This is a genomic window from Microbispora triticiradicis (assembly GCF_005864065.1).
In the GTDB taxonomy this organism is placed as follows: Bacteria; Actinomycetota; Actinomycetes; order Streptosporangiales; family Streptosporangiaceae; genus Microbispora; species Microbispora triticiradicis.
In genome coordinates, this window is the sequence record NZ_VANP01000023.1 from 49,586 (window position 1) to 75,149 (window position 25,564).

At 71.8% G+C, this 25,564-nt stretch carries 28 protein-coding genes; 9 read left to right on the top strand and 19 right to left on the bottom strand.

Features of this window, described 5'->3' with window-relative positions; all coding sequences use genetic code 11:
• Positions 1–28: 28 nt before the first annotated feature.
• Together FED44_RS34120 and FED44_RS34125 are read left to right on the top strand one after the other, a co-directional pair.
• Entirely contained in the window at positions 29–775 is a 747-nt protein-coding gene (locus FED44_RS34120) for an ABC transporter ATP-binding protein (RefSeq protein WP_138463253.1), read from the top strand.
• Positions 772–1,443: a hypothetical protein gene (locus FED44_RS34125; protein WP_138463254.1), complete on the top strand. Its 672-nt coding sequence runs from the start codon at positions 772–774 to the stop codon at positions 1,441–1,443. Before FED44_RS34120 ends, FED44_RS34125 begins: the two co-directional genes overlap by 4 nt.
• 58 nt (positions 1,444–1,501) lie before the next feature.
• Here the strand turns inward: FED44_RS34125 and rlmN are convergent, their stop codons facing one another.
• A complete protein-coding gene (gene rlmN, locus FED44_RS34130; RefSeq protein ID WP_111701984.1) occupies positions 1,502–2,617 on the bottom strand; it encodes a dual-specificity RNA methyltransferase RlmN in 1,116 nt (371 codons plus the stop codon).
• 105 nt (positions 2,618–2,722) lie between these two features.
• On the opposite strand from rlmN, the gene FED44_RS34135 reads away from it, so the two are divergent.
• Positions 2,723–3,757 carry a suppressor of fused domain protein gene (locus FED44_RS34135; RefSeq protein ID WP_111701986.1) on the top strand — a complete coding sequence of 345 codons (1,035 nt, stop codon included), beginning with the start codon at positions 2,723–2,725 and terminating at the stop codon, positions 3,755–3,757.
• A gap of 63 nt (positions 3,758–3,820) precedes the next feature.
• Here the strand turns inward: FED44_RS34135 and FED44_RS34140 are convergent, their stop codons facing one another.
• The 6 genes from FED44_RS34140 to FED44_RS37870 all read right to left on the bottom strand — a co-directional run bounded on the left by FED44_RS34140 (position 3,821) and on the right by FED44_RS37870 (position 10,334).
• Positions 3,821–4,765 (bottom strand): phosphatidate cytidylyltransferase, encoded by a 945-nt coding sequence (locus FED44_RS34140; RefSeq protein ID WP_111701988.1) that lies wholly within the window; start codon positions 4,763–4,765, stop codon positions 3,821–3,823.
• A gap of 100 nt (positions 4,766–4,865) precedes the next feature.
• Positions 4,866–5,423: a ribosome recycling factor gene (gene frr, locus FED44_RS34145; protein WP_111701990.1), complete on the bottom strand. Its 558-nt coding sequence runs from the start codon at positions 5,421–5,423 to the stop codon at positions 4,866–4,868.
• A gap of 9 nt (positions 5,424–5,432) precedes the next feature.
• On the bottom strand, positions 5,433–6,131 hold the full coding sequence (pyrH, locus tag FED44_RS34150) for a UMP kinase (protein WP_244460937.1): 699 nt from the start codon (positions 6,129–6,131) through the stop codon (positions 5,433–5,435).
• A 118-nt stretch (positions 6,132–6,249) separates the two neighbouring features.
• A complete protein-coding gene (tsf, locus tag FED44_RS34155) occupies positions 6,250–7,083 on the bottom strand; it encodes a translation elongation factor Ts (RefSeq protein WP_111701995.1) in 834 nt (277 codons plus the stop codon).
• Positions 7,084–7,275: 192 nt separating this feature from the next.
• Positions 7,276–8,187: a 30S ribosomal protein S2 gene (rpsB, locus tag FED44_RS34160; protein WP_138463255.1), complete on the bottom strand. Its 912-nt coding sequence runs from the start codon at positions 8,185–8,187 to the stop codon at positions 7,276–7,278.
• 296 nt (positions 8,188–8,483) lie between these two features.
• Positions 8,484–10,334, bottom strand: a complete 1,851-nt coding sequence (locus FED44_RS37870) for a CoA transferase (RefSeq protein ID WP_244302499.1) — start codon at positions 10,332–10,334, stop codon at positions 8,484–8,486.
• 287 nt (positions 10,335–10,621) lie between these two features.
• On the opposite strand from FED44_RS37870, the gene FED44_RS34170 reads away from it, so the two are divergent.
• The 5 genes from FED44_RS34170 to FED44_RS34190 all read left to right on the top strand — a co-directional run bounded on the left by FED44_RS34170 (position 10,622) and on the right by FED44_RS34190 (position 15,743).
• Entirely contained in the window at positions 10,622–10,975 is a 354-nt protein-coding gene (locus FED44_RS34170) for a YraN family protein (protein ID WP_117409805.1), read from the top strand.
• 1 nt (position 10,976) lies between these two features.
• Positions 10,977–12,524: a YifB family Mg chelatase-like AAA ATPase gene (locus tag FED44_RS34175; RefSeq protein ID WP_138463256.1), complete on the top strand. Its 1,548-nt coding sequence runs from the start codon at positions 10,977–10,979 to the stop codon at positions 12,522–12,524.
• 185 nt (positions 12,525–12,709) lie between these two features.
• Positions 12,710–13,831, top strand: coding sequence for a DNA-processing protein DprA (dprA, locus tag FED44_RS34180; RefSeq protein WP_396700365.1), 1,122 nt, complete (start codon positions 12,710–12,712; stop codon positions 13,829–13,831).
• Positions 13,832–13,945: 114 nt separating this feature from the next.
• On the top strand, positions 13,946–14,866 hold the full coding sequence (locus FED44_RS34185; RefSeq protein WP_117409802.1) for a tyrosine recombinase XerC: 921 nt from the start codon (positions 13,946–13,948) through the stop codon (positions 14,864–14,866).
• 157 nt (positions 14,867–15,023) lie between these two features.
• Complete coding sequence (locus tag FED44_RS34190; RefSeq protein WP_208759322.1) at positions 15,024–15,743, top strand: cytidylate kinase family protein; 720 nt, start codon at positions 15,024–15,026, stop codon at positions 15,741–15,743.
• On the opposite strand, the gene FED44_RS37875 is transcribed toward FED44_RS34190, so the two are convergent.
• The 10 genes from FED44_RS37875 to rpsP form a co-directional block, all read right to left on the bottom strand.
• Entirely contained in the window at positions 15,723–16,529 is an 807-nt protein-coding gene (locus tag FED44_RS37875; RefSeq protein WP_244302501.1) for a M23 family metallopeptidase, read from the bottom strand. The two genes, FED44_RS34190 and FED44_RS37875, sit on opposite strands and share 21 nt — an antisense overlap.
• A gap of 284 nt (positions 16,530–16,813) precedes the next feature.
• Complete coding sequence (locus tag FED44_RS34200) at positions 16,814–17,137, bottom strand: DUF2469 domain-containing protein (RefSeq protein ID WP_012888569.1); 324 nt, start codon at positions 17,135–17,137, stop codon at positions 16,814–16,816.
• A gap of 78 nt (positions 17,138–17,215) precedes the next feature.
• The gene (locus FED44_RS34205; protein WP_138463258.1) at positions 17,216–17,941 is read right to left on the bottom strand and encodes a ribonuclease HII; all 726 of its coding nucleotides are present in this window, start codon (positions 17,939–17,941) and stop codon (positions 17,216–17,218) included.
• Positions 17,942–18,019: 78 nt separating this feature from the next.
• Complete coding sequence (gene lepB, locus FED44_RS34210) at positions 18,020–18,712, bottom strand: signal peptidase I (RefSeq protein WP_244302502.1); 693 nt, start codon at positions 18,710–18,712, stop codon at positions 18,020–18,022.
• 80 nt (positions 18,713–18,792) lie between these two features.
• Entirely contained in the window at positions 18,793–19,605 is an 813-nt protein-coding gene (gene lepB / locus FED44_RS34215; protein ID WP_138463259.1) for a signal peptidase I, read from the bottom strand.
• A gap of 158 nt (positions 19,606–19,763) precedes the next feature.
• Positions 19,764–20,129, bottom strand: coding sequence for a 50S ribosomal protein L19 (rplS, locus tag FED44_RS34220; protein ID WP_117409798.1), 366 nt, complete (start codon positions 20,127–20,129; stop codon positions 19,764–19,766).
• Between the two features lie 154 nt (positions 20,130–20,283).
• A complete protein-coding gene (gene trmD / locus FED44_RS34225) occupies positions 20,284–21,132 on the bottom strand; it encodes a tRNA (guanosine(37)-N1)-methyltransferase TrmD (RefSeq protein WP_138463260.1) in 849 nt (282 codons plus the stop codon).
• Positions 21,133–21,142: 10 nt separating this feature from the next.
• Complete coding sequence (gene rimM / locus FED44_RS34230) at positions 21,143–21,658, bottom strand: ribosome maturation factor RimM (protein WP_138463261.1); 516 nt, start codon at positions 21,656–21,658, stop codon at positions 21,143–21,145.
• Between the two features lie 189 nt (positions 21,659–21,847).
• On the bottom strand, positions 21,848–22,090 hold the full coding sequence (locus FED44_RS34235) for an RNA-binding protein (protein ID WP_117409795.1): 243 nt from the start codon (positions 22,088–22,090) through the stop codon (positions 21,848–21,850).
• A 1-nt stretch (position 22,091) separates the two neighbouring features.
• The gene (gene rpsP / locus FED44_RS34240; RefSeq protein WP_117409794.1) at positions 22,092–22,547 is read right to left on the bottom strand and encodes a 30S ribosomal protein S16; all 456 of its coding nucleotides are present in this window, start codon (positions 22,545–22,547) and stop codon (positions 22,092–22,094) included.
• 340 nt (positions 22,548–22,887) lie between these two features.
• On the opposite strand from rpsP, the gene FED44_RS34245 reads away from it, so the two are divergent.
• Positions 22,888–23,553, top strand: a complete 666-nt coding sequence (locus FED44_RS34245; protein WP_117409793.1) for a DUF4232 domain-containing protein — start codon at positions 22,888–22,890, stop codon at positions 23,551–23,553.
• Between the two features lie 10 nt (positions 23,554–23,563).
• On the opposite strand, the gene ffh is transcribed toward FED44_RS34245, so the two are convergent.
• Together ffh and FED44_RS34255 are read right to left on the bottom strand one after the other, a co-directional pair.
• Positions 23,564–25,120 (bottom strand): signal recognition particle protein, encoded by a 1,557-nt coding sequence (ffh, locus tag FED44_RS34250; protein ID WP_117409792.1) that lies wholly within the window; start codon positions 25,118–25,120, stop codon positions 23,564–23,566.
• A 127-nt stretch (positions 25,121–25,247) separates the two neighbouring features.
• A partial coding sequence (locus FED44_RS34255; protein ID WP_208759323.1) for a GTP-binding protein occupies positions 25,248–25,564 on the bottom strand: 317 nt, incomplete at its 5' end.

Here is a 25,564-nt window from a genome sequence, read left to right on the forward strand (position 1 = left end):
GGAGATCCTTCGATAGGCTCGGGAACCTATGCGGATCGCCAGCGTCTCCTTCCGGTACGGACGGCGCGACCCGTGGGTCCTGTCCGACGCCGATCTGGTCCTCGATCCCGGGGACGTCGCCGAGGTCGTGGGCCCCAACGGCACCGGCAAGTCGACCCTCCTGCGGCTCGCCGCCGGGCTGCTCAGGCCCGTGCGCGGACGCGTGGAGGGCCGCCCCCGGGTCGTCGGGTACGCCCCCGAGCGCTTCCCCGCCGACCAGCCGTTCACGGTGGCGGCCTATCTGCGGCACATGGCGGCGGTCCGCCGCGTGACCCAGGACACGATCGGCCACTGGAGCGAGCGGCTCGGCATGGACCACCTGCTCGGCCGGCGCCTGCCGGACCTGTCCAAGGGCAGCGCCCACAAGGTGGGCCTCGCCCAGGCGCTGCTCGCCGAGCCGGGGCTGCTCGTGCTCGACGAACCGTTCGCCGGACTCGACGCCGCCACCCGCGCCGAGCTTCCCCGGATCATCGGGGAGATCGGCGCGCGCGGCGGGATCGTCGTGGTGAGCGACCACCAGGGCGACCTGCGCGACTTCCCCGGGCTGCGCCGTTTCGAGGTCCGCGACCGCGCCGTACGGGAACTGGAGCCGGTCGAGCCGGCCGGCGAGGAGCCCCTGACCGTGCTGGAGGTGGCGGTGCCCGCGTCGAGGGCCGCGGAACTGGCCGGCCGCCTGCGCGCCGAGGGCTGCACGGTGCGTAGCACGGCCCGCGTCGCCGGGGAGGCCGCGGAATGACCTCCGTGATCGCCCTGGCGCGGTTCCGCGTCGCCGGATACGTCGCCTCGCACCGGGCCCTGCAACCACTGCTCGCGCTGCTCGCGCTGCTCGCGGTCCTCTACGCGACCGCCGTGCCCACGGGTCAGGAGATCGCCGCCACGGCCGACTCCGCGGCCATGCTCGTGCCGGTGCTCGCGTGGGCCGCCCGCGGCCTGCTGGACACCGAGCCGGACGAGCAGCGCTCCGTCGCCCTGTCCGCCCTGGGAACGCGGGAGCTAGTGAGCGGCCTGCTGGCGGCGTTCGCCTCGCTGCTCGTGCTCACCGCGATCGCCGAAGCCGCGCTGCTCGGCCGGCTGACCACCGCCCCCACCACCGGCGTGCTGCTGACCGGCGTGTGGCTGCATCTGCTGTCGGCGGCGGCGGGGCTCGCCCTCGGGGCATTGACGAGCCGCCCGATCCTGCGCTCCCCGGCGGTCTCCACGATGGCTCTGATCTTCGGGTACCTGCTGATGCTGATGCTCAGCCTCACCGGGGCCCGCTGGCTCACCGTGCCGGTGATGGGCTGGATGCGGGACGCCCACCACGGAGTGCTGCTGGCGAACGCGCCCCTGCTCACGGCGCAGTCGGTGCTGTGGCCCGCGATAGGCCTGGCGGCCTACACGTGGCTGCGCCGCACCCGGCCGTGACCCGCCGCGGCTGACCCTACGGCCGACTCGCCACGGCCGACTCGCTACGGCCGGCCCGCTACGGCTGGGGCGCGGCGGCGAGCTGGCCGCACGCCCCGTCGATCTCCCGTCCCCGCGTGTCCCGCACGGTGACGGCGACGCCGTGGGACTCCAGGCGGCGTACGAAGGCCCGCTCGTCCTCGGGACGCGACGCGGTCCACTTCGAGCCGGGGGTGGGGTTGAGCGGGATGAGGTTGACGTGCACCAGCTTGCCCTTGAGCAGGCGGCCGAGCAGGTCGGCCCGCCACTCCTGGTCGTTGACGTCCTTGATCAGCGCGTACTCGATGGAGACGCGCCGCTTGGTCCTGGCCGCGTAGCTCCAGGCCGCGTCGAGCACCTCGGCGACCTTCCACCGCGTGTTGATCGGCACGAGCGTGTCCCTGAGCTCGTCGTCCGGAGCGTGGAGGGAGACGGCGAGCGTCACCGGCAGGCCCTCCTCGGCCAGCTTGCCGATCGCCGGCACCAGGCCGACCGTGGAGACGGTGACCCCGCGGGCCGAGATGCCGAGGCCCTCCGGCGCGGGATCGACCAGGCGGCGGACGGCGCCGATGACGGCCTTGTAGTTGGCCATCGGCTCACCCATGCCCATGAAGACCACGTTGGTGACGCGGCCCGGCCCGCCCGGGACCTCGCCCCTCGCCAGTGCCCGCGCCCCCGCGACGACCTGCTCGACGATCTCGGCGGTGGACATGTTGCGGGTGAGCCCCGCCTGCCCCGTCGCGCAGAACGGGCAGTTCATGCCACACCCGGCCTGGGAGGACACGCACATCGTGACGCGGTCGGGATAACGCATGAGGACCGACTCGACCAGCGAGCCGTCGAACAGCTTCCACAGGTTCTTGCGGGTGGTGCCGCCGTCGCAGGTGATCTCGCGTACGGACGTCAGCAGCGGAGGCATGAGTTGCTCCACCAGCCGCTCGCGCAGCGGCGCCGGCAGGTCGGTCATCTGCTCCGGCGAGCCGGTCAGCCGGGTGAAGTAGTGCCGCGAGAGCTGGTCGGCGCGGAACGGCTTCTCGCCGATCTCGGCCACGGCCGCCCTGCGCTCGGCCATCGTGAGGTCGGCCAGATGGCGCTGCGGCTTGGCCCGTCGGGGCGCGACGAAGGTCAGCTGCCCGGTCTTCGGCTGCTCGCTCACGCGAAACCCTTTCCATCTCCTCGCGGCCGTCCTCTTAACGACTGACGCGAGCGGTTCTACATTCTGTCTGGCGGCCGAATCCCGCAGGCCTACGAGAGGTGAGGTGTGGACATCACTGTCGTGCTCACCAGCCCCAACCCCTACGGGAGCCGCACACTGACGATCGAAGCCGACCGGACCTCCTCCGTAGCTTACCTTCGCGACGCGCGAGGGATCGTCCACGGAGCGGTCTGGCTGGCCAACCACGTCCCGGCCCCCGCCGAGGACGACCCCGCACGGGTGGGCGCCGGGCTGCCGCCGGTGCTGCCCGCGAACCGCACCACGCGGCCGCAGGGCACCCCGCCGCTCGACCCTGCGGCGCTGTCGGTGCTGTGGTTCGAGGAGGGCGACGGCGTCGCCCTGTACGAGAACGGCGAACTCCTCGCGGTCATTCCGTCCTGGGCCGACCTCGACCGCGGCCTGCCCGGATACGCCAGGGACGCGGTCGGGGAGTCGCCGTACGCCTGGTCGCTCGCCGAGGCGCTGGAAGGGCTCGCCCCCCGCGTGGCCAAGGCCCGCGCCTACTGGCAGTGGCGGCAGGCGGAGGGAAGCTGGGCCACCTTCCAGCAGTTCGTGCTGGGCCACCTCGACGGCAGGCTCGGCCCGCCGGGGCGCTACTGGGACGTCGGCGGCGACCGCCTGCCGCTCGTCGGCGTCAGCGAGCGCCCGCCGACGTTCACCAGGGACTACACCGTCCTGTCGACCGTGGGCATGAGCTGCCAGCGGATGCCCACCGCGGAGATGTACGACACGGCGTGCCGGGTGGAACTCGCGCTCGCGACCAGGCAGGATCCGAGGGTCGCCGCCCGGTTGTTCTCCTGGCTCGGGCAGTACCCGTGGCGGTCGGTGACCTGGCTGGGACATGGGCACACGGCCCGCTGGTTCCAGAAGCCGGTGACGTTCCCGCTGGGCGGCGGGCATGAGGGGGTCCTCATGCTGATGGACCCGCCAGGATTACCGGATATGTCCGGATTCATGTTTGGCGGGGACGTCGTACGGTGGCTGTGGCTGCTCCCGCTCACCGACGCCGAACTCCGCCTGGTGGCCGAGCACGGACATCGGGCGGTGACCGAGCGGCTCACCCTCACCAGCCGGATCTGACCCGGGGTCGCGGTCGCCGGGCGGTTGGTTGTGAGGCGTACGGTAGTCAGGCGCGGCCGGTCGTCAGGCGGCCGGAACGAGCAGGGTGAGCAGCAGCCACACGGGGACGAGCGTGAACAGCAGCGAGTCGAGACGGTCCATCGCCCCGCCGTGGCCCGGCAGCAGCGTGCCCATGTCCTTGATCCCGATGTCGCGCTTGATCACCGATTCGACCAGGTCGCCGAGCGTCGCGCAGGTGACTCCGGCCAGGCCGACGACCGCGCCCTCCCAGTACTCGCCGCCCAGCAGGAAGTGCACCAGTAAGGCGCCGGCGACCACGCAGGCGAGGGTGGACCCGGCGAAGCCCTCCCAGGTCTTCTTCGGGCTGATGAGCGGCGACATGCGGTGCCTGCCGAAGAAGATTCCGGCGAAGTAGCCCCCGATGTCGCTGCAGACCGTCACCGCGACGAACACGATCACCCGGTCGGGCCCGTCCTCGGGGGCCAGCAGCAGGGGGACGAACCCGGCGATCAGCGCCGGGTAGGCCGCGACGAACAACGCGGCCGTCGCGTCCCGGACGAAGCCCTCGGCGCCCTGGAACATCCGCCACGCCAGCAGCACCATCACGGTCACCGCGAAGGCGCCGACCAGGAACGTGGCGCCGCCCCAGTACGGGCCGAGCACCATGGCCGCCATGCCCGCGAGCAGCGGCGCGAGGGGCACCCGCACGCCGTAGCCGCCGAGCGCCTTGACGATCTCGTGAACACCCACGCCGACGGCCACCAGGACCACGACGAGGAACGCCACCTTGACAAAGTAGAGCGAGCCGATGACCACCGCGCCCAGCGCGACGCCGACCGCCACGGCGGCCGGGAGGTTGCGCCCGGTGCGGCCGGTGGCCTTCCCGGCGTCGCCGGACGGCGCGGCCGCGTCCGCCGGGTCGTCCCTCTCGGTACCGTGCCCGGCGCCGGAGGGGCCGGTCGCGCCCCCCGCCGGGTTCCGGTCGCCGGCGGCAGCAGTTCCGTCCACAGCGTCTCACTCTCCATATACGCGTGATCCTTGTGCCGCACCTGCCCATGGCGCGGCACAAGGATCACGGTCATGCCGTTCGGCCCGGGGGGCCGCGGTGTCAGACCTCGAGCAGCTCGGCTTCCTTGTGCTTCAGCAGCTCGTCGATCTTCGCGACGTGCTTCTGGGTGAGGTCGTCGAGCTCCTTGACCGCGCGGTGGACCTCGTCCTCGCCGGCCTCGCCGTCCTTGACGAGCCTGTCGAGGATCTCCTTGGCGTGCCGCCGGATGTTCCGCACGGACACCCGGCCGTGCTCCGCCTTGTTGCGGGCGACCTTGATGTACTCCTTGCGGCGTTCCTCCGACAGCTCGGGGAACACCACGCGGATCACGGTGCCGTCGTTGCTGGGGTTGACGCCGAGGTCGCTGTCGCGGATGGCCCTCTCGACCCCGTTCAGCGAGCCCTTGTCGTACGGCTGGATGAGCACCATGCGCGCCTCGGGGACGTGGAACGACGCGAGCTGCTGGATGGGCGTCGGCGACCCGTAGTAGTCAACGTTGATCTTGTTGAACATCGAGGGCGTCACGCGGCCGGTGCGGATGCTCGCGAAGTCGTCCTTGGCGACCGTCACCGCCTTGTCCATCTTCTCCTCGGCCTCGAGGAGGGTTTCGTCGATCACTGCGGCTCCCTACTTCCCTGCCGGACTCACCAGCGTGCCGATCTTCTCACCGCGGACCGCCCGCAGGATGTTGCCCTCGCCCATGAGGTCGAAGACCACGATGGGCAGGCCGTTGTCCATGCACAGGCTGATCGCGGTGGCGTCCATGACCCCGAGTCCCCGCGTCAGCACCTCACCGTACTCAAGCTGGTCGAATCGGACCGCGTCGGGGTTCTTGCGCGGGTCCGAGTCGTACACGCCGTCGACCTGGGTGCCCTTCAGCAGCGCCTCGGCGCCGATCTCCAGCGCGCGCTGCGCGGCACAGGTGTCGGTCGAGAAGAACGGCGACCCGAGGCCCGCGCCGAAGATGACCACGCGCCCCTTCTCCAGGTGGCGGATCGCCCGGCGCGGCAGGAACGGCTCGGCCACCTGCTGCATCGTGATGGCCGTCTGCACGCGGGTGTCGATGCCGCGCTTCTCCAGGAAGTCCTGCAGGGCGAGACAGTTGATGACCGTCCCCAGCATCCCCATGTAGTCGGCCCGGGCGCGGTCCATGCCGCCCTGCGACAGGGCCGCGCCGCGGAACATGTTGCCCCCGCCGACGACGACGGCCACCTGCACGCCCTCGCGGACCGCCTCGGCGACCGAGTCCGCGAGCTGGGCGACGACGCGCGGGTCGATCCCGAGGGACTCGCCGCCGGCGAACGCCTCACCCGACAGCTTCAGCATCACCCGCTTCCACCGCAGCGGCCCGTCGTACGACGAAGCCGCCGGCGTGGCGGGTCTGGTGTTCTCCTGCACGGCGGCGGCCTCCTCGTGTCGCGTGGGTCGATCCTGGCAATTAAGCCTAAGCCTGGCCGACCTTGTAGCGGGTGAAGGCCAGGACCTTGACGCCGGCCTCGTCCGCGACCTTCGCGATCGTCTTCTTGTTGTCCTTGACGAACGCCTGCTCAAGGAGCGTGAAGTCCTTGTACCAGCCGTTGACCCGGCCATCGACGATCTTCGGGATGGCACCCTCGGGCTTGCCCTCCTCGCGGGTCATCTGCTCGAACAGCGACCGCTCCTTCTCGATGACCTCGGCGGGCACCTCGGCAGGGCTGAGGTACTTCGGGGCCATCGCGGCGGTGTGCTGGGCGATGTCCTTGGCGATCTCGGCGTTCGGCGTGTCGAGCTGCACGAGCACGCCCACGGCCGGCGGGAGCTGCGGGTCGGTCTTGTGCATGTAGGAGGTGATGAAGCCACCCTCCAGCACGGAGAACCGGCGGATCTCGATCTTCTCGCCGAGCGCCGCGTTGGCCTCGTCGAGCAGCTCCTTGACGGTCTTGCCGTTCAGCTCGGACTCGAGCAGGGACGGCACGTCGGCGGGCTTGCTCGCGACGATGTGCGCGACGATGTCGGCAGCGAGCTCCTGGAAACGCTCGTTCTTGGCGACGAAGTCGGTCTCGCAGTTGAGCTCCAGCAGCGCCGCGAGGGAGTCGCCCTCGTGCTTGACGGCGACCAGGCCGTTCGACGCGGTGCGGGCCTCGCGCTTGCCGACGTCCTTGGCGCCCTTGAGGCGCAGGATGTCGACGGCCTTGTCGAAGTCGCCCTCGGACTCCTCGAGCGCCTTCTTGCAGTCCATCATGCCGGCGGCGGTCAGCTCACGAAGCCGCTTGACGTCGGCCATGTTTACGGAAGCCATTGTCCAATTTCCTCTTCGGGACCCGGATGCGAATCGTCGTGGGGGCGGGGCCGGCCGTGTGGCGCGCCCGCCCGGTGGAGCCGTGGGCGCCGGTGCCCGGTGCGGCACCGGCGCCTGGGACCAGGTCTTCCCTGGGGTCCCCGCCTGTCGGAAGCGGCCGGAGCCGCGCCGGCGGGGACCGGTGGTCCTACCCTAGGCCTGCTCGGCCTGCTCGCCCTGCTCGGCGGCGGGAGCCTCGGCGGCCTCGGCAGCCGGGGCCTCCGCGGTCTCGGCGGCCGGAGCCTCGGCGGTCTCGGCGGTCTCGGCGGCCGGAGCCTCGGCGGCGGGGGCCTCCAGGAGCTCGCGCTCCCACTCGGCCAGCGGCTCGGCGGCGGCGACACCCGCGGGCTTCTCGTCACCGCGACCGGCGCCCGCACGGGTCATCAGGCCGTCGGCGACGGCGTCGGCGATCACGCGAGTGAGGAGGCTGACGGCGCGGATGGCGTCGTCGTTGCCCGGGATCGGGTAGTCGACCTCGTCGGGGTCGCAGTTGGTGTCCAGGATCGCGACGACCGGGATGCCAAGCTTCTTGGCCTCGTTGATCGCGATGTGCTCCTTCTTGGTGTCCACGACCCAGACCGCGCTCGGGACGCGGGCCATGTCACGGATACCGCCGAGGGTGCGCTCCAGCTTCTCCTTCTCGCGGCGGCGCATGAGGAGCTCCTTCTTGGTGAGCCCGGAGCCGGCCACGTTGTCGAAGTCGAGCTCCTCCAGCTCCTTGAGCCGCTGGAGCCTCTTGTGCACGGTGGAGAAGTTGGTGAGCATGCCGCCCAGCCAGCGCTGGTTCACGTACGGCATGCCGACGCGCGACGCCTGCTCGACGATCGACTCCTGCGCCTGCTTCTTCGTGCCGATGAACATGATGGTGCCGCCGTGCGCGACGGTCTCCTTCACGAAGTCGTAGGCACGGTCGATGTACGACAGCGACTTCTGCAGGTCGATGATGTAGATGCCGTTGCGCTCGGTGAAGATGAAGCGCTTCATCTTCGGGTTCCACCGGCGGGTCTGGTGGCCGAAGTGAACGCCGCTCTCCAGCAGCTGCCGCATGGTGACGACAGGGGCCATGGTGATGGTCCTCCATGGTCGTGTGCCCTTGGGCACGGTCTCGGTTGGTCACGCGGGCCCTCTTGCCCGCGCCCTGACGCCCCGGGCCGCCACTTTCACCGGACGCGGTCCGGACCGAGAAAGGCGGCTCGTGAATGGGCGTGCGAATTCGGCCTAACAGGCCGTCGAACAGTCTACCCGGATCCGCCCCTTCCGATGACCCTCCGCGGGCGCGGCACCCGGCGGCGCCCCGCAGGCTCCTCCCGGCGCTCCCGAAGAGGGTCTTCACCTCGGCGGCTTCCGCGGGCGCGGCCCCTTCAGAGCGCCCAGGCGGCGGGGTGCTCGCCCTGGCGGGGCGGCGGGGTCGTCCAGCCCGGCCGCACGCCCCCGGCGAGGCCGGGGGGCGTCACATAGGTGAGCGTGCCGAAGGGGCTGTCCATCGTCGCCAGCAGATCCTCGGCCGCAGGTCGCGGCACTCCCCCGCCGTCGATCCGGCCGAGACCGTCGAGCCAGGTCGCGGTCCGCGCCAACGACACCTCGACGTGCCAGGAGCCGCCCTCGGCGGCGCGCCGGATCAGCGCCGCGACCGCGCCGAAGGCCGCCAGATATCCCGTGGCGTGATCGAGAGCCTGTGCCGGCAGCGGCGCGGGCCGCAGCCCGTCGCCGTTCTCATGGGCGATCCCGCTCGCCATCTGGACGAGGCTGTCGAACCCACGCCTGGAGGCCCACGGCCCTCGGCTTCCGTAGGCGGAGACGTCGACGCAGACGACGCCCGGCCGCAGGGCGGCCAGGTCGTCCGGCCCGAAGCCCCTCGCCCGGAGTGTTCCCGGCCGGTACGCCTGGATGACGACGTCGGCCCCGCGGACCAGTTCCCGCAGCCGCTCCCGGCCCGTCTCCGAGCGCAGGTCGACGTGGCACGACCGTTTGCCGAACGCCGTCTCCACCACGAGCCCCGGCACCTCCGGCAGGTGCGCCGCGCCCACCCGCAGGACGTCCGCGCCGTAGGCCGCGAGAGTGCGGGCGGCCACCGGACCGGCGATCACCCTGGTGAGATCGAGCACCCGGACGCCGCTGAGCGGTCGCGCCCCACCGCCCGCACCGTCCTCCTCCACCTCACCCCGGCCGCGGCCTGGGGAAAGGCCCACGGAAAGGCCGGCGCCCCGCCCCACGCCACGGCCCCCACTCTGATCCCCAGCACGGCCCCCGTGGCTCCCAGCACTGCTTCCACCATCGCCGGCGCCATCACCGCCCCGCTCGTCGGCCCGGTCACCGCCCCGGTCGCCGGCCCGGTAGCCGCCCCGCTCGGCGGCCCGGTAGCCGGCCTGGTCGCCGGCCCGGTCATCACCGGGGGCGGGCAGCCGGGAGAGACCGACCAGAGGGAGGCCGGCCAGGGCCCGCGCCTGCGGGTGCGCGAGCCATTCCGCCCTGCTCCGCATCGCGGCCGCGCAGCCGCCCTCGCGGACGACCGCCTCCTCGACCTCCACGGCCGTACGGCCCGCGCACGCCCTCTCGACGGCCGCCTTGCCCGACCCCGGGGCGAGCCCGAGCGCGCGCAGGGCGGCGTCCCTGTGGTGGTCAAAGTTGCAGTGGAGCCGGACCCAGCCGTCCGAGGCGGGGTAGTCCCCCGACAGGGCCGCCCAGACGTCCATGGGCTTCCCGTCCGTACGAAAGTGCCGCTCGCTCTGGAAGGCCACAGCGGCGTGGCGGACGTCGATCGCCACCTCGGGGTCACCGCTCCCCGCCCCCGAGTTCGGCCCGAGGCCCGGCACTTGGTCCGGCCCGGAGCTCGGCCCGAGGTCCGTCGCGGGGTCCGCCCCGAGGCCCAGCGCGGGATTCGGCGCGGGGTCCGGCTCGGAGCTCGGTCCCGCGATCGGCCCGGGATTCGGCCCGGAGTTCGTCCCCAGGCCCGGCCCGAGGTCCGGCACTGGGGACGGCACTAGGTCCGGTTCGGAGCTCGGTCCCGGGATCGGCTCGGAGTTCGGCCCGGCCGGGCGCCCGTGCCGGGCGGCGTACGCGGCGACGGCGGCGCTCACCGCGCCGGCCGACGCCGCGGCCATCGTGCCGAGCGGGAAGACAGACGGCAGCACGGGGTCCTGTCCCGTGACGCGCACGGCGGGCAGGGCGACCCCGACACCCGCCCCCAGATCCCGGATCAACTTCTCGATCACCGCCGACTCCTCACTCCCGAACGCCCGGCGAACCCTCCGCGTACGGCGCGTCACGTCGCCGCGGCGCGGTGCTTCGCCGTCCCGCCCGGGTGGACCGGGGCAAGTATCCACGCCGGTGCCCAGCCTGCCGCGGCCACCCCTCCCGATTTCCGGCAGCGGGCCGGACTGTGGACAAGGGAGCGCTCCCCGTCCCGCGCCTGTGGATCGCCCCGCCTGTCCACAGAAAGGCGTTCGGCCGGACGTGGCCGAGGCGGGCTCGGCGAGTGTCGGGAGCCGGAGGTGGTCCCATGGCCGCGAAAGATCAATTGGGCAGGCACGGCGAGCAACTGGCCGTGACCTATCTGACGGCGCGAGGCATGCGCGTCCTCGACCGGAACTGGCGCTGCGCCGACGGCGAGATCGACATCGTCGCCCGGGACGGGAACGCGCTGGTGGTCGTGGAGGTGAAGACCCGCTCCGGGCGCAGCCACGGCACGGCCTTCGAGGCGGTGACCGGCGACAAACTGCTGCGCCTGCGCGCGCTGGCCGGCCGGTGGCTGGCCGCGCACGCCGAGCGGTTCGACACGATACGGGTCGATGTGATCGCGCTGGAGAGGTTCGCGGGCGACTTCTCGCTCCGGCATGAACGCGGGGTGGTCTGAGGTGCCCGTCGCCCGGACCCACTGCGCCGGCATCGTGGGCGTCGCCGGACGCCTCGTGGAGGTCGAGGCCGACGTCGGCCGCGGCGTAGCGGGAACGCACTTCATCGGGCTCCTCGACACCGCGATCAGCGAGGCCCGGGGCCGCGTGCGGTCCGCGTTGATCAACAGTGGCTTCGCCTGGCCGGACGCGCGCATCACCGTGAGCCTGTTCCCGGCCACCCTGCCCAAACGCGGATCGATCTTCGACTTGGCCATCGCGGTGGCCGTCCTCGGCGCGGCCGGCGCGGTGCCCGCGCAGCGGATCGCGACGCCGGCGTTCCTCGGCGAGCTCGGTCTCGACGGGCGGGTGCGGCCCGTCAGGGGCATGTTGCCCGCCGCGCTCGCCGCGGCCCAGGCGGGTGTGGGCACCATCGTGGTGCCTGCGTTCAACGCCACCGAGGCCGCTCTGGTGCCCGGCCTCACCGTCGTCCCGGTCACCTCCCTCGGCGAGCTCGTGGGATGGCTGCGAGCGGGCGACCTGCGCCGGCTCCCGATGGTGGCGGACGCCGCGTCCCTGACGGGGGACGACGACCGCACGGAGGACACATCCGGGCCCGACCTGTGCGACGTGGCCGGGCAGCCGATGGGCCGCAAGGCGCTAGAGGTGTGCGCCGCCGGAGGGCACAACCTGTGGATGCTGGGTCCCCCGGGAAGCGGCAAGACCATGCTCGCCGAACGCCTGCCGACCCTGCTGCCTCCACTGGACCAGGACAAGGCTCTGGAGGTGTCGGCCATCCACTCGGTGGCGGGCACGCTGCCGCCGGGGCGCCCGCTGCTCACCCGGCCGCCCTTCATGGCCCCGCATCACAGCGCGACGATGGCGGCCGTCGTGGGTGGCGGGAGCGGCGGTGTCGTACGGCCCGGGGCGGTGTCGCTCGCGCACCGAGGCGTGCTCTTCCTCGACGAGGCGCCGGAGTTCGCGACCACCGTGCTCGACTCCCTGCGCCAGCCGCTCGAGTCGGGAAGGGTCACGATCGCCCGGGCCGTCGGCACGGTCACGTTCCCCGCCCGGTTCATGCTGGTGCTGGCGGCGAATCCCTGCCCCTGCGGGCTTCAGGGCACCGGCGGGCATCCCTGCAGATGCACCCCGGTGGGCCGGCGCCGCTACCTCGACCGGCTCTCCGGGCCGCTGCTCGACCGCGTCGACGTCAAGGTGCGGATCGGCCGGGCCACCCGGGCCGAGTTGCTCGCGGACCGGCACTTCGTGGAGAACAGCGCGACCGTGGCCGAGCGGGTCCGGCAGGCCCGGGAGCGGGCCGCCCGAAGGCTTGCGGGCACTCCATGGCACACCAACGCCGAGGTGTCCTCGTCCGCGCTGCACCGCCGGTTCCGTCTGCCCGACACCGTCATGGCCCCGCTGCACCGGGGGCTCGACGTGGGCACGCTCAGCGCGCGCGGCCTCGACCGCGTGCTCCGGATCTCCTGGACGCTCGCGGACCTCGCGGGCGAAGACCGTCCGGGCCGCACCGAGACATCGGCGGCCCTCGCACTATGGCTCGGAGTGGACTGATGCGAGTGACCGACCCCTCGAAGAAGACCGAACGGCCCGGCGAGCCGGAGCGACCGGATGGAGCGGAACACCCAGGCGAGGTGGAACAGCCAGGCGGAGCGGAACAGCCGAGCGGGGCAGTACAAGCGGGCGGAGCGGAACAGCCGGACGAATCGGCACGGCTGGCGCGGGTGGCTCTCATGCGCATGGCGGAGGCGGGTGACGCCGTGATGGGCCGCCTGATCGCCCGCCACGGCCCCCTGGACGCCATGGAGCAGGCGAGGCGGGGCCGGCTCGACCCCGGCTTCGTGCGTGAGGAGCGCGACCGCGGTGGTCCGTCGACCCGCCACGTGGACCTCGATCGGCACGCGGCCGCCTGGGCGGCCCGCTACAGAGATCCGGCCGCCGACCTCGCGGAGGGCCGGCGGCAGGGGGCGCGGCTCGTCGTCCCGGGCGACGCCGAGTGGCCCACCCAGCTCGATGATCTTGGACATGTCAGGCCTTTCGGGCTCTGGGTGGACGGACCGGCGAACCTGCGTTTCTCCTGCCTGCGTTCGGTGTCGGTCGTCGGGGCCAGAGCCGCCACCGCGTACGGCACGACCGTGGCGGCCGAGTTCGCCATGAGCCTCGGCGGGCGAGGCTGGACCGTCATCAGCGGCGGCGCGTACGGGATCGACGGCGCGGCGCACCGGGGAGCGCTGGCCTCCGGTTCGCCGACGATCGTCGTGCTGGCCTGCGGAACAGACGTCTGTTATCCCAGCGCGCACGAGGACCTCTTCCGCGTCGTGCGGGAGCGGGGGGTGATCCTCAGCGAGTGGCCACCGGGTGCGCACCCCACCCGGCTCCGCTTCCTCGTCCGCAACCGGGTGATCGCCGCCCTCTCCCGGGGAACGGTCGTCGTCCAGGCCGCCGCCCGCAGTGGGGCGCTCAACACGGCCTCCCACGCCTCTGACCTCAACAGGCACCTGATGGCCGTGCCCGGTCCCGTCACCACCGAGGTCTCCGCGGGCTGCCACATCCTGATCCGGCAGGGCAGAGCCGTCTGCGTGACCTCCCCGGAGGAGGTCGTCGAGTTGGTCGGCTCCATCGGGGACGACCTCGCCCCGGAGCGGCGCGGCCCCGTCCGGCCTCGCGACGGGCTGAACGAGGAGACCAGGCGCGTCCTGGAGGCGATCCCGGCGCGTGGCGCCGCGGGTCCCGCGGCGATCGCCGTCTCAGCCGGGGTGGACATCGGGACGGCGCTGGCCTGCCTCGGCGTCCTGGCCGCCGCGGGATTCGTCGAAAACGCCGACCGAGGCTGGCGACTGCGGCCCGCCGCCCGAAACTGACAGGGCGCCTCGGCACTCCCCCACATCGCCCCCAGCACGCGTAGGTTCACCTGTGTGGGCCGCCCGCGCGGCCCGCCGGCGCGACAAGGGTGGAGTGCGAGAGGGCATGGCGGCATGACAGCGGGCGAAGGGCGGGACCGGGGACGGTTCGACGTCGTGCTGGAGCAGTTCGAACGGCATCTGCGCCTCGAACGGGACCTGTCTCCGCACACGGTGCGGGCCTACCTGGGCGACGTCACCGCGCTGATCACGCACCTGACGGCCGCCGGGCAGACGGACCTGTCCGGCCTGGACATCACCGGCCTGCGTGACTGGCTGGGCGACCAGCACCAGGCCGGGCGCTCCAGGGCCACGCTGGCCCGCCGGACGGCGTGTGCCCGGGTCTTCACCGCCTTCTGTCACCGCCGGGGGTGGCTGGGGAGCGACCCGGGTCTGCTTCTCGGCACCGCCAAGGCGGAGCGCCGGCTGCCCAAGGTGCTGGACCAGACCGAGGCCGGGGCCGTTCTCGACGCGCCCCAAGTGGACGAACCCAAGGACCTGCGCGATCGGGCCATGCTCGAACTGCTGTACGCCACAGGCATGCGGGTGAGCGAGTTGTGCGGCCTCGACGTCGACGACGTGGACCGGGACCGCAACACGGTCCGGGTGATGGGAAAGGGGCGCAGGGAGCGGACCGTCCCGTTCGGCCTGCCCGCGCTCCGGGCGCTCGACGCGTGGTGTGTGCGTGGCAGGCCGCTGTGGGTCCGCGAAGGGAGCGGCCCGGCGCTCTTCCTCGGCGTCCGGGGAGGCCGCGTCGACCAGGGCACCGTCCGGCGCGTCGTCCACGCCCGGCTGGCCCAGGTGGAGGGGGCACCCGACATGGGGCCCCACGGGCTCCGTCACACCGCCGCCACCCACCTGCTCGAAGGCGGGGCCGACCTCCGGTCCGTCCAGGAGCTGCTCGGACACGCCTCGCTGGCCACCACGCAGATCTACACCCACGTGTCGATAGAGCGACTCCGGGCGGCCTACCGCCAGGCCCACCCCCGGGCCTGACGCTCGTCGTGCCGACCCTCGATCGGCCAGCCCCGCCCTCCTTCAGCGCCCGGCCGGGCCACCCCCGGGCCACCCCCGGACCAGTACGCAACGAGTCGTCCCCGTCGAACGCGAGCCGGCGACCGCAGCCTGACGTACGGTGCTGAAAAGAGACCCGGTGAGTGAGGCGGCGATGGACCAGGGCACCCGCGGCGAGCTCATCAGTCGGCTGGCCGAGGCGATCAGGTCTGTCACGGTCGGGCACCCGCTGCGGGTCGCCATCGACGGTCCGCCCGCCTCCGGCAAGACCACGCTGGCCGACGAGCTCGCCGTCGTCCTGCGCGCGCAGGACCGCGACGTCATCCGCGCGACCATCGACGACTTTCTTCTCCCCCGTGCACAGCGTTACCGGCGCGGCCAGTACTCGGCCGAAGGCTGCTACTTCGACGCCCACGACCATGCCGCGCTGTGCCGGGTCCTGCTCGATCCGCTGGGCCCAGGCGGAGACCGGAGGTTCCGGCACGCCGTCTACGACAGAGACGCCGACGCCCCGACGTCCCCGCCGGCCACGAGCGCCCCGGCGGACGCCGTACTGCTCTTCGACGGCGTCTTCCTCCTGCGCCCGGAACTCATCGACCGGTGGGACCTACGCGTCTTCGTGTCCGTCCCATTCGAGACGACGGTGGATCGCGCCCGGGACCGGAGCACAGCGCTGGCCGGATCCACCGCCGACACCGCCGCAGTCGAACGGACCTGGCGCGGTCGCTATATCCCCTCCCAGCAGCTCTACTTCGCCACCGCCCGCCCCACCGAGCACGCCGACATCGTCGTGTACAACGACCAGCTCCAACGGCCGTCCTGGGAGGTCCGGCCACACTTATCGATACGCGGGATCTGACAATCGCTCGATGGGCCATCGGGGCAGGAGACGGACCTGCCCCTGACCGAAGAGGAGGAGCGGGTCGAGGTAGAGCCGGTCACGCAACAGGCCCCGGTCGCGCAGTAAGCCCGGGTCGCGCAACAAGCCCCAGTGCAGGCATGACACCGGGCAGTGCGCGGCGCCGTCCTCGATGACGCCGATGACCTGTCCGGCCACGACGACCTCACCGGGGCGTACCAGGGCGCGTACCGGCAGGTAGGTGGTGCGCAACCCTCCGGCGTGCACGACCGTCACGACGCCCCGCCCGGCGACCCGCTCCGCCACTCCGGCCGTTCCCGGCCCCGCGGCCCTGACCTCCTCGCCGGGATCCGCCGCGAGGTCCACGCCCCGGTGCCCGGCGAGCCAGCGCTGTGCGGGCGGATCGAAGCGCCTGAGCGGCCGCGCCGGCCGGGAAAGCGGCCACATCCACCTGGGCGCTCCTCTGGGGAGCCGCATCCCCTCGGGGCGGGACGGGCGGGACGAAGCCGCCCCGGGTGGATAGCCGGCCGCCACGGCCCGCTCCACCTCGGACGGATGGCTCACCGCCGCGGAGCGCTCCGTCCCGGGCGGAAGGACGCCCGTGGACCTGGCCGCTCGCACCGGCGCGGCGGAAGGGTGGGGCGTCTTCGAGGACGCGGCGGCCTGGGACGGCTTCGGGGAGAGGTTCGGGGAAAGAACGGCGCCGGTGAGGCGGGCGGCGTCCGAGGGAGAGGCCGCAGCCGCGATCAGCAGGACGACGACGAGCGGACAAGTGACGAGACGCATGCGGCCAGGGTGCGCCGTACAGCCCCGCACCAGGCGGCCGAGCGCCGTTCTGTGGACAGGCGCCCACGTGGAAGACAGCCGCCGCGCACGATCAGCCGCCCTGCCCGGTCAACGCCGTACTCGGACAGTCGCCCTCGTGCCGGACCAGGCATCATGGTCCGCCGACCGCCGCGCTGGAGCGGCCGGCCTCGTGCTTCAGACGCCGCGCGGGAACTGGGCCCCATGCTCGATCATCCGCCGCACCGGATCGGCCGCCGTGCTGGGTCAGCCGCCGCCGGACGCGATCAGTTGGAGAAGCCTTCCTTCGGCATCTCGAGGTCCGGCTTGGCCAGTTCCTCGACGTTGACGTCCTTGAAGGTCACGACCCGCACGTTCTTCACGAAGCGGGCCGGGCGGTACATGTCCCAGACCCAGGCGTCCTGCATCTTGACGTCGAAGAAGACGTCGCCGTTCTCGGCGGTGCGCACGTCGAGATCGACGGAGTTGGTGAGATAGAAGCGCCGCTCGGTCTCGACCACGTAGGTGAACAGTCCGACCACATCGCGGTACTCCCGGTAGAGCTGCAACTCCATCTCGGTCTCGTACTTTTCGAGATCTTCGGCGCTCATCCCGGTCCTCCTCTTCCGCTCCCCGTCGAGATCCCCGTCGAGGTCCCCATCAAGATCGCCGGCCGAGACCGGCCCTCTTCAGAGGGCACCGGCCCCGACCTCATTCTCGCGCATGTCCCCATCCTGCCCCGTCCGTAGTCCCCGCGCCGGGACCGATGTCCCATGAGTCACCCTGGCCACCGTCACGAACGAGAACCGGTGCTGGGCGCACGGCCCGTGCCGGGCCAGCGCCCGTCTGTGGCCCGGTGTGACGTACCCCTTGTGCAGGGCGAAGCCGTACTGCGGGAAGGTCTCGTCGAGACCGTGCATCAGCCGGTCCCTGGTCACCTTCGCCACGATCGAGGCCGCCGCCACGCATGCCGCGACCTGGTCGCCCTTCCAGACGGCCAGCGACGGCGCGGGCAGCCCGGCCACCGGGAAGCCGTCCACGAGGACGTAACCGGGGACGAGCCCCAGCCCGGCGACGGCCCGCCGCATGCCGGAGACGTTGCACTTGTGCAGGCCGCGCTCGTCGATCTCCCCGGGCGGGATGACGACGACGCTCACGGCCCGCGCGGTCGCCATGATCCGCTCGTGGAGACGTTCGCGGACGGCCTCAGTGAGCAGCTTGGAATCGGCCAGCCCGTCGATCCCCCGCCCCAGCACGACCGCGGCGACCACCAGCGGTCCGGCGCAGGCGCCGCGCCCGGCCTCGTCCACCCCGGCGACCGGCGTGAAGCCCCGCCGGGCCAGGGCCCGCTCGTAGCCGTAGAGTCCGGAGTCCCGCCGTACGACACTCGGGCGCGGACGATAGGCAGCTGTCATGACGAGAAGCAGATTACGCCCCATTCGGGACCCGCGATACGGCCGAAACCGCCTCCCGCGGCAAAGCCGCAGGTGAGCTCAGTGAACGACCGAGAAAGTGTCGGGACGGGACAGGAACGAGATCCGGTTCAGCGGCCAGTAGCGCAGGAACGCGCGCCCGATGATGTCGTCCTCCGAGATCGTGCCCTGGTGTCCGTCGTCCATATAGAAGCGCGAGTCGGCGGAGTTGTTCCGGTGGTCGCCCATCAGCCACACCCGTCCCTTGGGGACCTTCACGTCGAAGTCCCGGCCGGAGGGATAGACCCCCGGGTAGAGGTACTTGCCCTCCTCGTCCAGGGGCGTCCCGTTCACGGTGATGCGGCGCTTGTCGTCGCAGCACTTCACATGGTCGCCGCCGACGCCGATCACCCGCTTGATCGTGTCCTCGCCGTCCCAGCCCTTGAAGACCACGATGTCGCCGTGCTGCACGGACCCCAGCTTGTACGCGAGCTTGTTGACCACGACGTAGTCGTTGATCAGCAGCGTGTTCTGCATCGACTCCGACGGGATGTAGAACGACTGCAGGAGGAACGTGTGGATCAGCAGGGCGGCGACCACCCCGCCGACCATGTACAGGAGGGTGTCCCGCAGGCCCGAGGCCTTCTTGGCGGGCGCGTCCTTCCCCGGTTCCCCCGGCCCGGTCTCCGCCGGCCCGATCCCGGACGGCACTGTCTCCGCCGGCACCGTCTCCGGGGGTCCGGCCACGGCCGGGTCCTCGTCGACGGGACGCACGGGCCTACCCGCGCCTAAGCGGCTCTCGTCGGCCTCGCTCACTTGCTCTCGCTCTCTCCTCCGGGCTCGCCACGTCCGCCCTACCGCCGCCGCCTCAGCCTGCGCCCGAACCCGCGGCCCACCGCGACCAGCGGCACGGCCCCGGCGAAGCCCGCCACGAACGGCGCGGCTCCGGCGGCGGCCGCCTGGAGGGCCGGCTGCCCGAACGTGTCCGGGATCGGAAGGATCTTCGCCCGGTCGAACGGCCAGACGATGACGAACGCGCGCCCGATCACCTTGTCGGCGGGGATCGTACCGCCGCCCGGATCACCGGTGTGCAGGCGGGAGTCCCAGGAGAGCGAGCGGTGGTCGCCCATGACCCACAGGCGGCCCGGCGGCACGGTCACCTCGAACGGCCGGTCCGACGGCGCGTTGCCCGGGTACAGGTACGACTTCTCGTCGAGCGGCACACCGTTGACGGTGACGCGGCCCTGGGCGTCGCAGCACCTGACCTTGTCTCCGGGCACGCCGATGACCCGCTTGATGTAGTCCTTCTCCCCCGGCACCATTCCGAAGGCCGTGCCGATCCAGCGCATGGCCCCGATGACGGGGTTCGACGGCTCCTCTATCTGGACCTCGGGGTCCCAGGAGTCCACTCCGGAGAACACGACGACGTCACCGCGCGCGATGTCGCGTACGCGGTAGACGAGCTTGTTGACCAGGACCCGGTCGTTGATGAGGAGCGTGTTCTCCATCGACCCCGAGGGGATGTAGAACGCCTGGACCACGAAAGACTTGATCAGCAGGGCCAGAGCGAGAGCGACCACGATCAGAACGGGCAGCTCCCGCCAGAACGAGCCTTTCTTCTTGCCGTCCTCGGCGTTCTGCTTGACGTCTTCGGCGACCACGTCCACCCCGTCCTCGACAGGCGACTCGTGCCCGGCCCCTGTCCTCGCTAGCCAACGCTGCTGAGCCTAGATGATGTCCAGGACGGCGAGCGTCGAGGACACCGCATCCCCGGCCAAAAAGAAAGTGGCCCGCACCTGAGGCGCGGACCACCATCCCCAAGGCCCTACTTGGCGGCCGGTAGCGCCTCGCGCTTCTCGCGGATGCGGGCGGCCTTTCCGCGCAGGTCACGCATGTAGTACAGCTTGGCCCTGCGGACGTCGCCGCGGGTGACCAGGGTGATCTTCTCGATCACGGGGCTGTGGACCGGGAAGGTGCGCTCGACGCCGACGCCGTAGCTGACCTTGCGGACCGTGAACGTCTCACGGATGCCGCCGCCCTGACGGCGCAGGACGAACCCCTTGAACACCTGGATACGGGACCGGTTGCCCTCGACGACGCGGACGTGAACCTCCAGCGTGTCACCCGGGCGGAAGTCCGGTACGTCGCTGCGCAAGGCAGCCTTCTCGAGCTCCTGGATCTGCGTGTGCATGGCGGCGGTTCCTCATTGACATGAGCACGCGGAGGTCCACCCGGCCGGGCCACGGCTCGGCATCGAGGGGGACACGCGCGCTTGGCTTGATACGTCTTGTCTGCCACGTCTCGACCGGGGCTCACCCGGACATGCCGAAGGAGGCAGCAGCGATTCAGTCTGCCACATCTTCCGGCGCTTCGCGAAACGCGGCGCCCGGCGCGCCCTCCGGCGCGGCGGCGGACCGGCGTTCCCCGAACTCCTCGACGACCCGCCGGTCGTGCTTGTCGAGGCTCTCCGGGTCGAACCTGGCGGCCAGTTCCGGCCTGCGCTCCAGCGTGCGGCGCAGCGCCTCGTCCCGCCGCCACCGGGCGATCCTGCCGTGATGGCCCGACAGGAGGACCTCGGGCACCTCGTGCCCCCGCCACACGGGCGGTTTCGTGTAGACGGGGCCTTCCAGCAGGTTGGCCATCGCACCGGGGGCGAAGGAGTCGTCGGCCACCGACCGCGCGTTGCCGAGGACCCCGGGCAGCAGCCTGCCCACGGCCTCGACCATCACCAGGACGGCGGCCTCTCCCCCGGCCAGGACGTAGTCGCCGATGCTCACCTCGTCGGCCCGCAGGCGGGCGCCGTACTCGGCCACCACCCGGGAGTCGATGCCCTCGTACCGGGCGGGCGCGAACAGCAGCCACGGCTCCTTGGCGTACTCCAGCGCCACTTCCTGGGTGAACGGCCGTCCGCTCGGCGTGGGCACGATCAGCCGGGGCAGCGTGTCCTCGCCGGAGGCGGCGCGTCCCTCGCCGATCACCGCGTCGACGGCCGCGCCCCAGATCTCCGGTTTCATCACCATGCCGGGGCCGCCGCCGTACGGCGTGTCGTCCACCGTCTTGTGGACGTCGTGGGCCCAGTCGCGGAGTTGGTGCAGGTGGATGTCCAGGATGCCGCGCTCGCGCGCCTTGCCCATCAGGGAGACGTCGAGCGGGGCGAAGTACTCGGGGAAGATCGAGATGATGTCGACGCGCACGCGGCCGCTCCTACTCCGCCTCGGTGTCGAGCAGTCCGGGCGGAGGGTCGACGACCAGGATCCCCTTCCCGAGGTCGATCTCGGGCACGAGCGCCTTGACGAACGGGATGTACGCGTCGTCGCGGGACGGCCGGGTCACCACGAGAAGGTCCTGGCCGTGGTGGAGGACGTCGGCCACCTCGCCGACGCGTTCTCCCCCGGTCGTCACGACCGTCAGGCCGATGAGTTCGTGGTCGTGGAACTCGTCGGGGTCCGCCAGCGGCGGCAGGTCCGCCGAGTCGACGACGAGCAGGGTGCCGCGCAGCGCCTCGGCGGCGTCGCGGTCCGCCACGCCCTCGATGGTCAGCAGCAGGATGTCCTTGTGCCACCGGGACCGCTCGACGGTCACCGGGCCGGCCGAGGCCGGTTCGGTGGCGAGCGTCGTACCCGGGGCGAAACGCGAATCCGGGTCGTCGGTGCGCACCTCGACCGTGACCTCGCCCCGCACGCCGTGCGGACGGCCGATCCTGCCCACGACTAGCTGCACGTGCCGCCTACCTCCGCAACAATCCTTCTTCGTCACTTTCAGCCCGGGAAACCCGCACCGGGAGGCCCGTCCCGAGGCATCACCGCATCCCGCGGACCACCCTCGGAAAGCCCCGGAGGACCCCGGAAAACACACCGGGGGACCCCGGTGCGGGGTCCCCCGGGCGCGAGTATCGCCGCCAGAGCCGGCTCAGCGCGCCTCTTCAAGGTCGACCAGGTCGATCCGCACGTACTTGCCGTCCGACAGCGCGTTGACGACGGTGCGCAACGCTCTGGCCGTACGGCCGCCACGGCCGATCACCTTGCCGAGGTCGTCGGGGTGCACCCTGACCTCGAGAACGCGCCCGGTGCGAATGCGCCGGGCGCGGACCCGGACGTCGTCCGGGTGCTCGACGATGCCCTTGACCAGGTGTTCGAGGGCTTCCTCGAGCACCTCAGGCCTCGCCTTCCGGCTTCTCCTCCGCGGCCGGGGCCTCGGCGGTCTCTTCGGCCTTCACGGGCTTCCTGGCCTTCTTCGGCGTGGTGGCGGCGGCGCCGGTGTCGCCCGACAGCGACTCCCGGGCCGCGGCCTCGTACGCCGCGTGCCGGTCGGGCTTGGGCTCGGCTACCTGGAGCGGCGTGGCGGGGGCGGGCTCGCCCTTGAACTTCTGCCAGTCGCCGGTCAGCTTGAAGATCTTGAGGACCGGGTCGGTCGGCTGCGCGCCGACGCTCAGCCAGTACTGCGCCCGCTCGGAGTTCACCTCGATGCGCGAGGGGTTCTCCTTCGGGTGGTAGAGGCCGATCTCCTCGATCGCACGGCCGTCCCGCTTGCTCCGGGCGTCGGCGATGACGATGCGGTACTGCGGGTTGCGGATCATTCCGAGCCGCTTGAGCTTGATCTTGACTGCCACGGGTGTGGTCTCTCCTGCATTAGAGCGTGGGTGAGCGGTGTCTCGTCGAGTGGGGCACGACGGGAGCCCGCTCGAGGGACAGACGCGGCCGGCGGAGGTGAGAGGGCATCCGCCTGGTCACGATGTTCCAGCCTGACATTCTGCCAGATGATTGCGCATGCTCGGGCAACGACGGCCCCGCCGCCGTCCCCGTTCTCCCGCCACCCGGCAAAGGCCGCCCGAAGAAGGACCACCCGGAGAAGGACCCGGAGAGGCCGCGCCGGAGACAGGGAGACGCACGTCCCCGTGAAAGGGCGTCCCATCACGCGAACTGACCGGCGGGATCGGCCGTCCAACAGGCATGCGAGCAATCACGAGCAGGGCCGGCGTCGCGGCGGCGGCCATCCTGCTGTCCACCGGCTGCGCCCTGTCCACCGGCCACGCCGCGCACCCGGCCGCCGGGGCGTCGGCCGCCGGCACAGGCGGAGACACGGGTACGGTCTCCACCGTCCCGGCACGTACCGCCGCCCTGACACCGGCGGCGGCTCGCGGCACCGTCCGCGCGGCCTCCGCCTCCATCGCCTCCACCGCTTCCACGGCCTCCGCCGCGAAGGGGCCCGCTCGGTGCCGTACGACGGGACTGCGGGCCCGCGTCGGACGGCAGGACCCGGGGGCGGGCAACCGCTACGCGCCGCTCGTCCTGACCAACGCCTCGGGCCGGACCTGCTGGGTCTACGGCTTCGTCGGGCTCGTCCTGATCGACGGCCGGGGCGACGTGCTGCGCACCCGCACCCGGCGCGAGAGCGTGACGCCGCACCGGGTCACGCTGCGGCCCGGCGCGAGCGCGCACGCGCGGCTCCACTGGACGGTGGTGCCGACCGACCACGAGACCCGGTGCCCCGTCTCGGCCCGGCTGATGATCATTCCGCCGGACGAGGTGGCGCACCTGGAGGTCCCGTTCACCGCCTCGATCTGCGACGACGGCAGGATCGACGCCAGGCCGATGTCTCCCGGCTCCGGCCTCTGACCCGCGCTCGTTACTTCTGGCCGGGCAGCTTGAGCTTGGAGGGGTCGAAGCCGGGCGGAAGCTCCAGGCCGGGAGGCAGCTGACCACCGTTCCCGAGGTTGCCGAGCAGGCCCTTGGGCAGCTTCGGCTCGGCCGAGCCGTCCGACGACGCGTTCGCCCCGGCCTTGCCGAGCGCGGCCTTGCGGGGGTCGCCGCTGACTCGGCGGCCCTTCTTGGCCTTCTGCGCCTTCTGCTTGCGCCCTCCGGGCATCCCCGGGATGCCCATGCCCTGGGTCATCCGCTTCATCATCTTCTGAGCCTCGAAGAACCGGACGACCAGGTTGTTCACCTCGGTGACCGTCACTCCGGAGCCCTTGGCGATGCGCGCCCGGCGGGAGCCGTTGATGATCTTCGGGTCCTGCCGCTCGCCTGGGGTCATCGAGCGGATGATGGCGGCGACGCGGTCCAGGTCGCGGTCGTCGACCTGGTTGAGCTGCTCGCGCATCTGGCCCATGCCCGGCATCATGCCGAGGAGGTTCTTGATGGGCCCCATGCGGCGGACCATCATCATCTGCTCGAGGAAGTCGTCCAGGGTGAAGCCGTCGCCGGAGACGAGCTTGCCCGCCATCTTGGCGGCCTCCTGCTCGTCGAACGTCTTCTGCGCCTGCTCGATCAGGGTGAGGATGTCACCCATGTCGAGGATCCGGCCGGCCATCCGGTCGGGGTGGAAGGCGTCGAAGTCCTCGAGCTTCTCGCCGGTGCTGGCGAACATGATCGGCCGGCCGGTGACGTGCCGCACCGACAGGGCCGCACCGCCGCGGGCGTCGCCGTCGAGCTTGGTCAGCACGACGCCGTCGAATCCGACGCCCTCCATGAACGCGCCGGCGGTGCTCACGGCGTCCTGGCCGATCATCGCGTCCAGCACGAACAGGACCTCGTCCGGCGTGACCGCGTCGCGGATGTCGGCGGCCTGCTTCATCAGCTCCTGGTCGATGCCGAGGCGGCCGGCGGTGTCGACGATGACCACGTCGTGCTGCTGGCGCCTCGCGTGGTCCACCGACTGCCGCGCCACCGCGACCGGGTCGCCCACGCCGTTGCCGGGCTCGGGGGCGTACACCGCCACCCCGGCCCGCTCGGCCATGACGGCGAGCTGCTGCACGGCGTTGGGGCGCTGCAGGTCGCAGGCCACGAGCAGCGGGGCGTGCCCCTGGTCGCGCAGCCACCTGGCGAGCTTGCCGGCGAGGGTCGTCTTACCCGAGCCCTGGAGACCGGCCAGCATGATCACGGTCGGCGGGTTCTTGGCGAAGCGGAGCCGCCGCGTCTCGCCGCCGAGCACCTCGATCAGCTCGTCGTTGACGATCTTCACGACCTGCTGGGCGGGGTTCAGCGCCTGGGAGACCTCTGCGCCGCGGGCCCGCTCCTTGATCCGGGCCACGAAGTCCTTCACGACCGGCAGCGCGACGTCCGCCTCAAGAAGCGCGATACGGATCTCGCGGCAGGTCGCGTCGATGTCGGCGTCGGAAAGCCTGCCTTTGGACCGAAGGGAGGAGAAGACCGAAGTCAGCCGGTCGGAAAGCGTCTCGAACACGTGTTTGGCCAGCCTCGAAGCGAGTGGACGGGTCGGTGAACCATCAGTCTCCCCAGACTATCCGCCCGTACGGCGTTCACGCCCGCGCCGCCATGGTGAGATCGCAGGACGGCGGCGTCCGGGGTCGTCAACGGAGCGCGCCGACGTGCGACGTCAGGGCGTGCTCGACGAGCCTGATCAGGGTGCTCTTCACCGACTCCCGGTCCCGGGCGTCCGTACGGACGATCGGAATCCCGGGCGAGATCGTGAGCGCCTCCCGCAGTTCGTCCTCCGAATGGGTGTACTGCCCGTCGAAGCCGTTGACGCCGACGACGAAAGGCAGCCGCGCCTCCTCGAAGTAGTCCACCGCGGGAAAACTGTCGGCCAACCGCCGGGTGTCGACCAGCACCACCGCACCGATCGCCCCCCGCACCAGGTCATCCCACATGAACCAGAACCGATGCT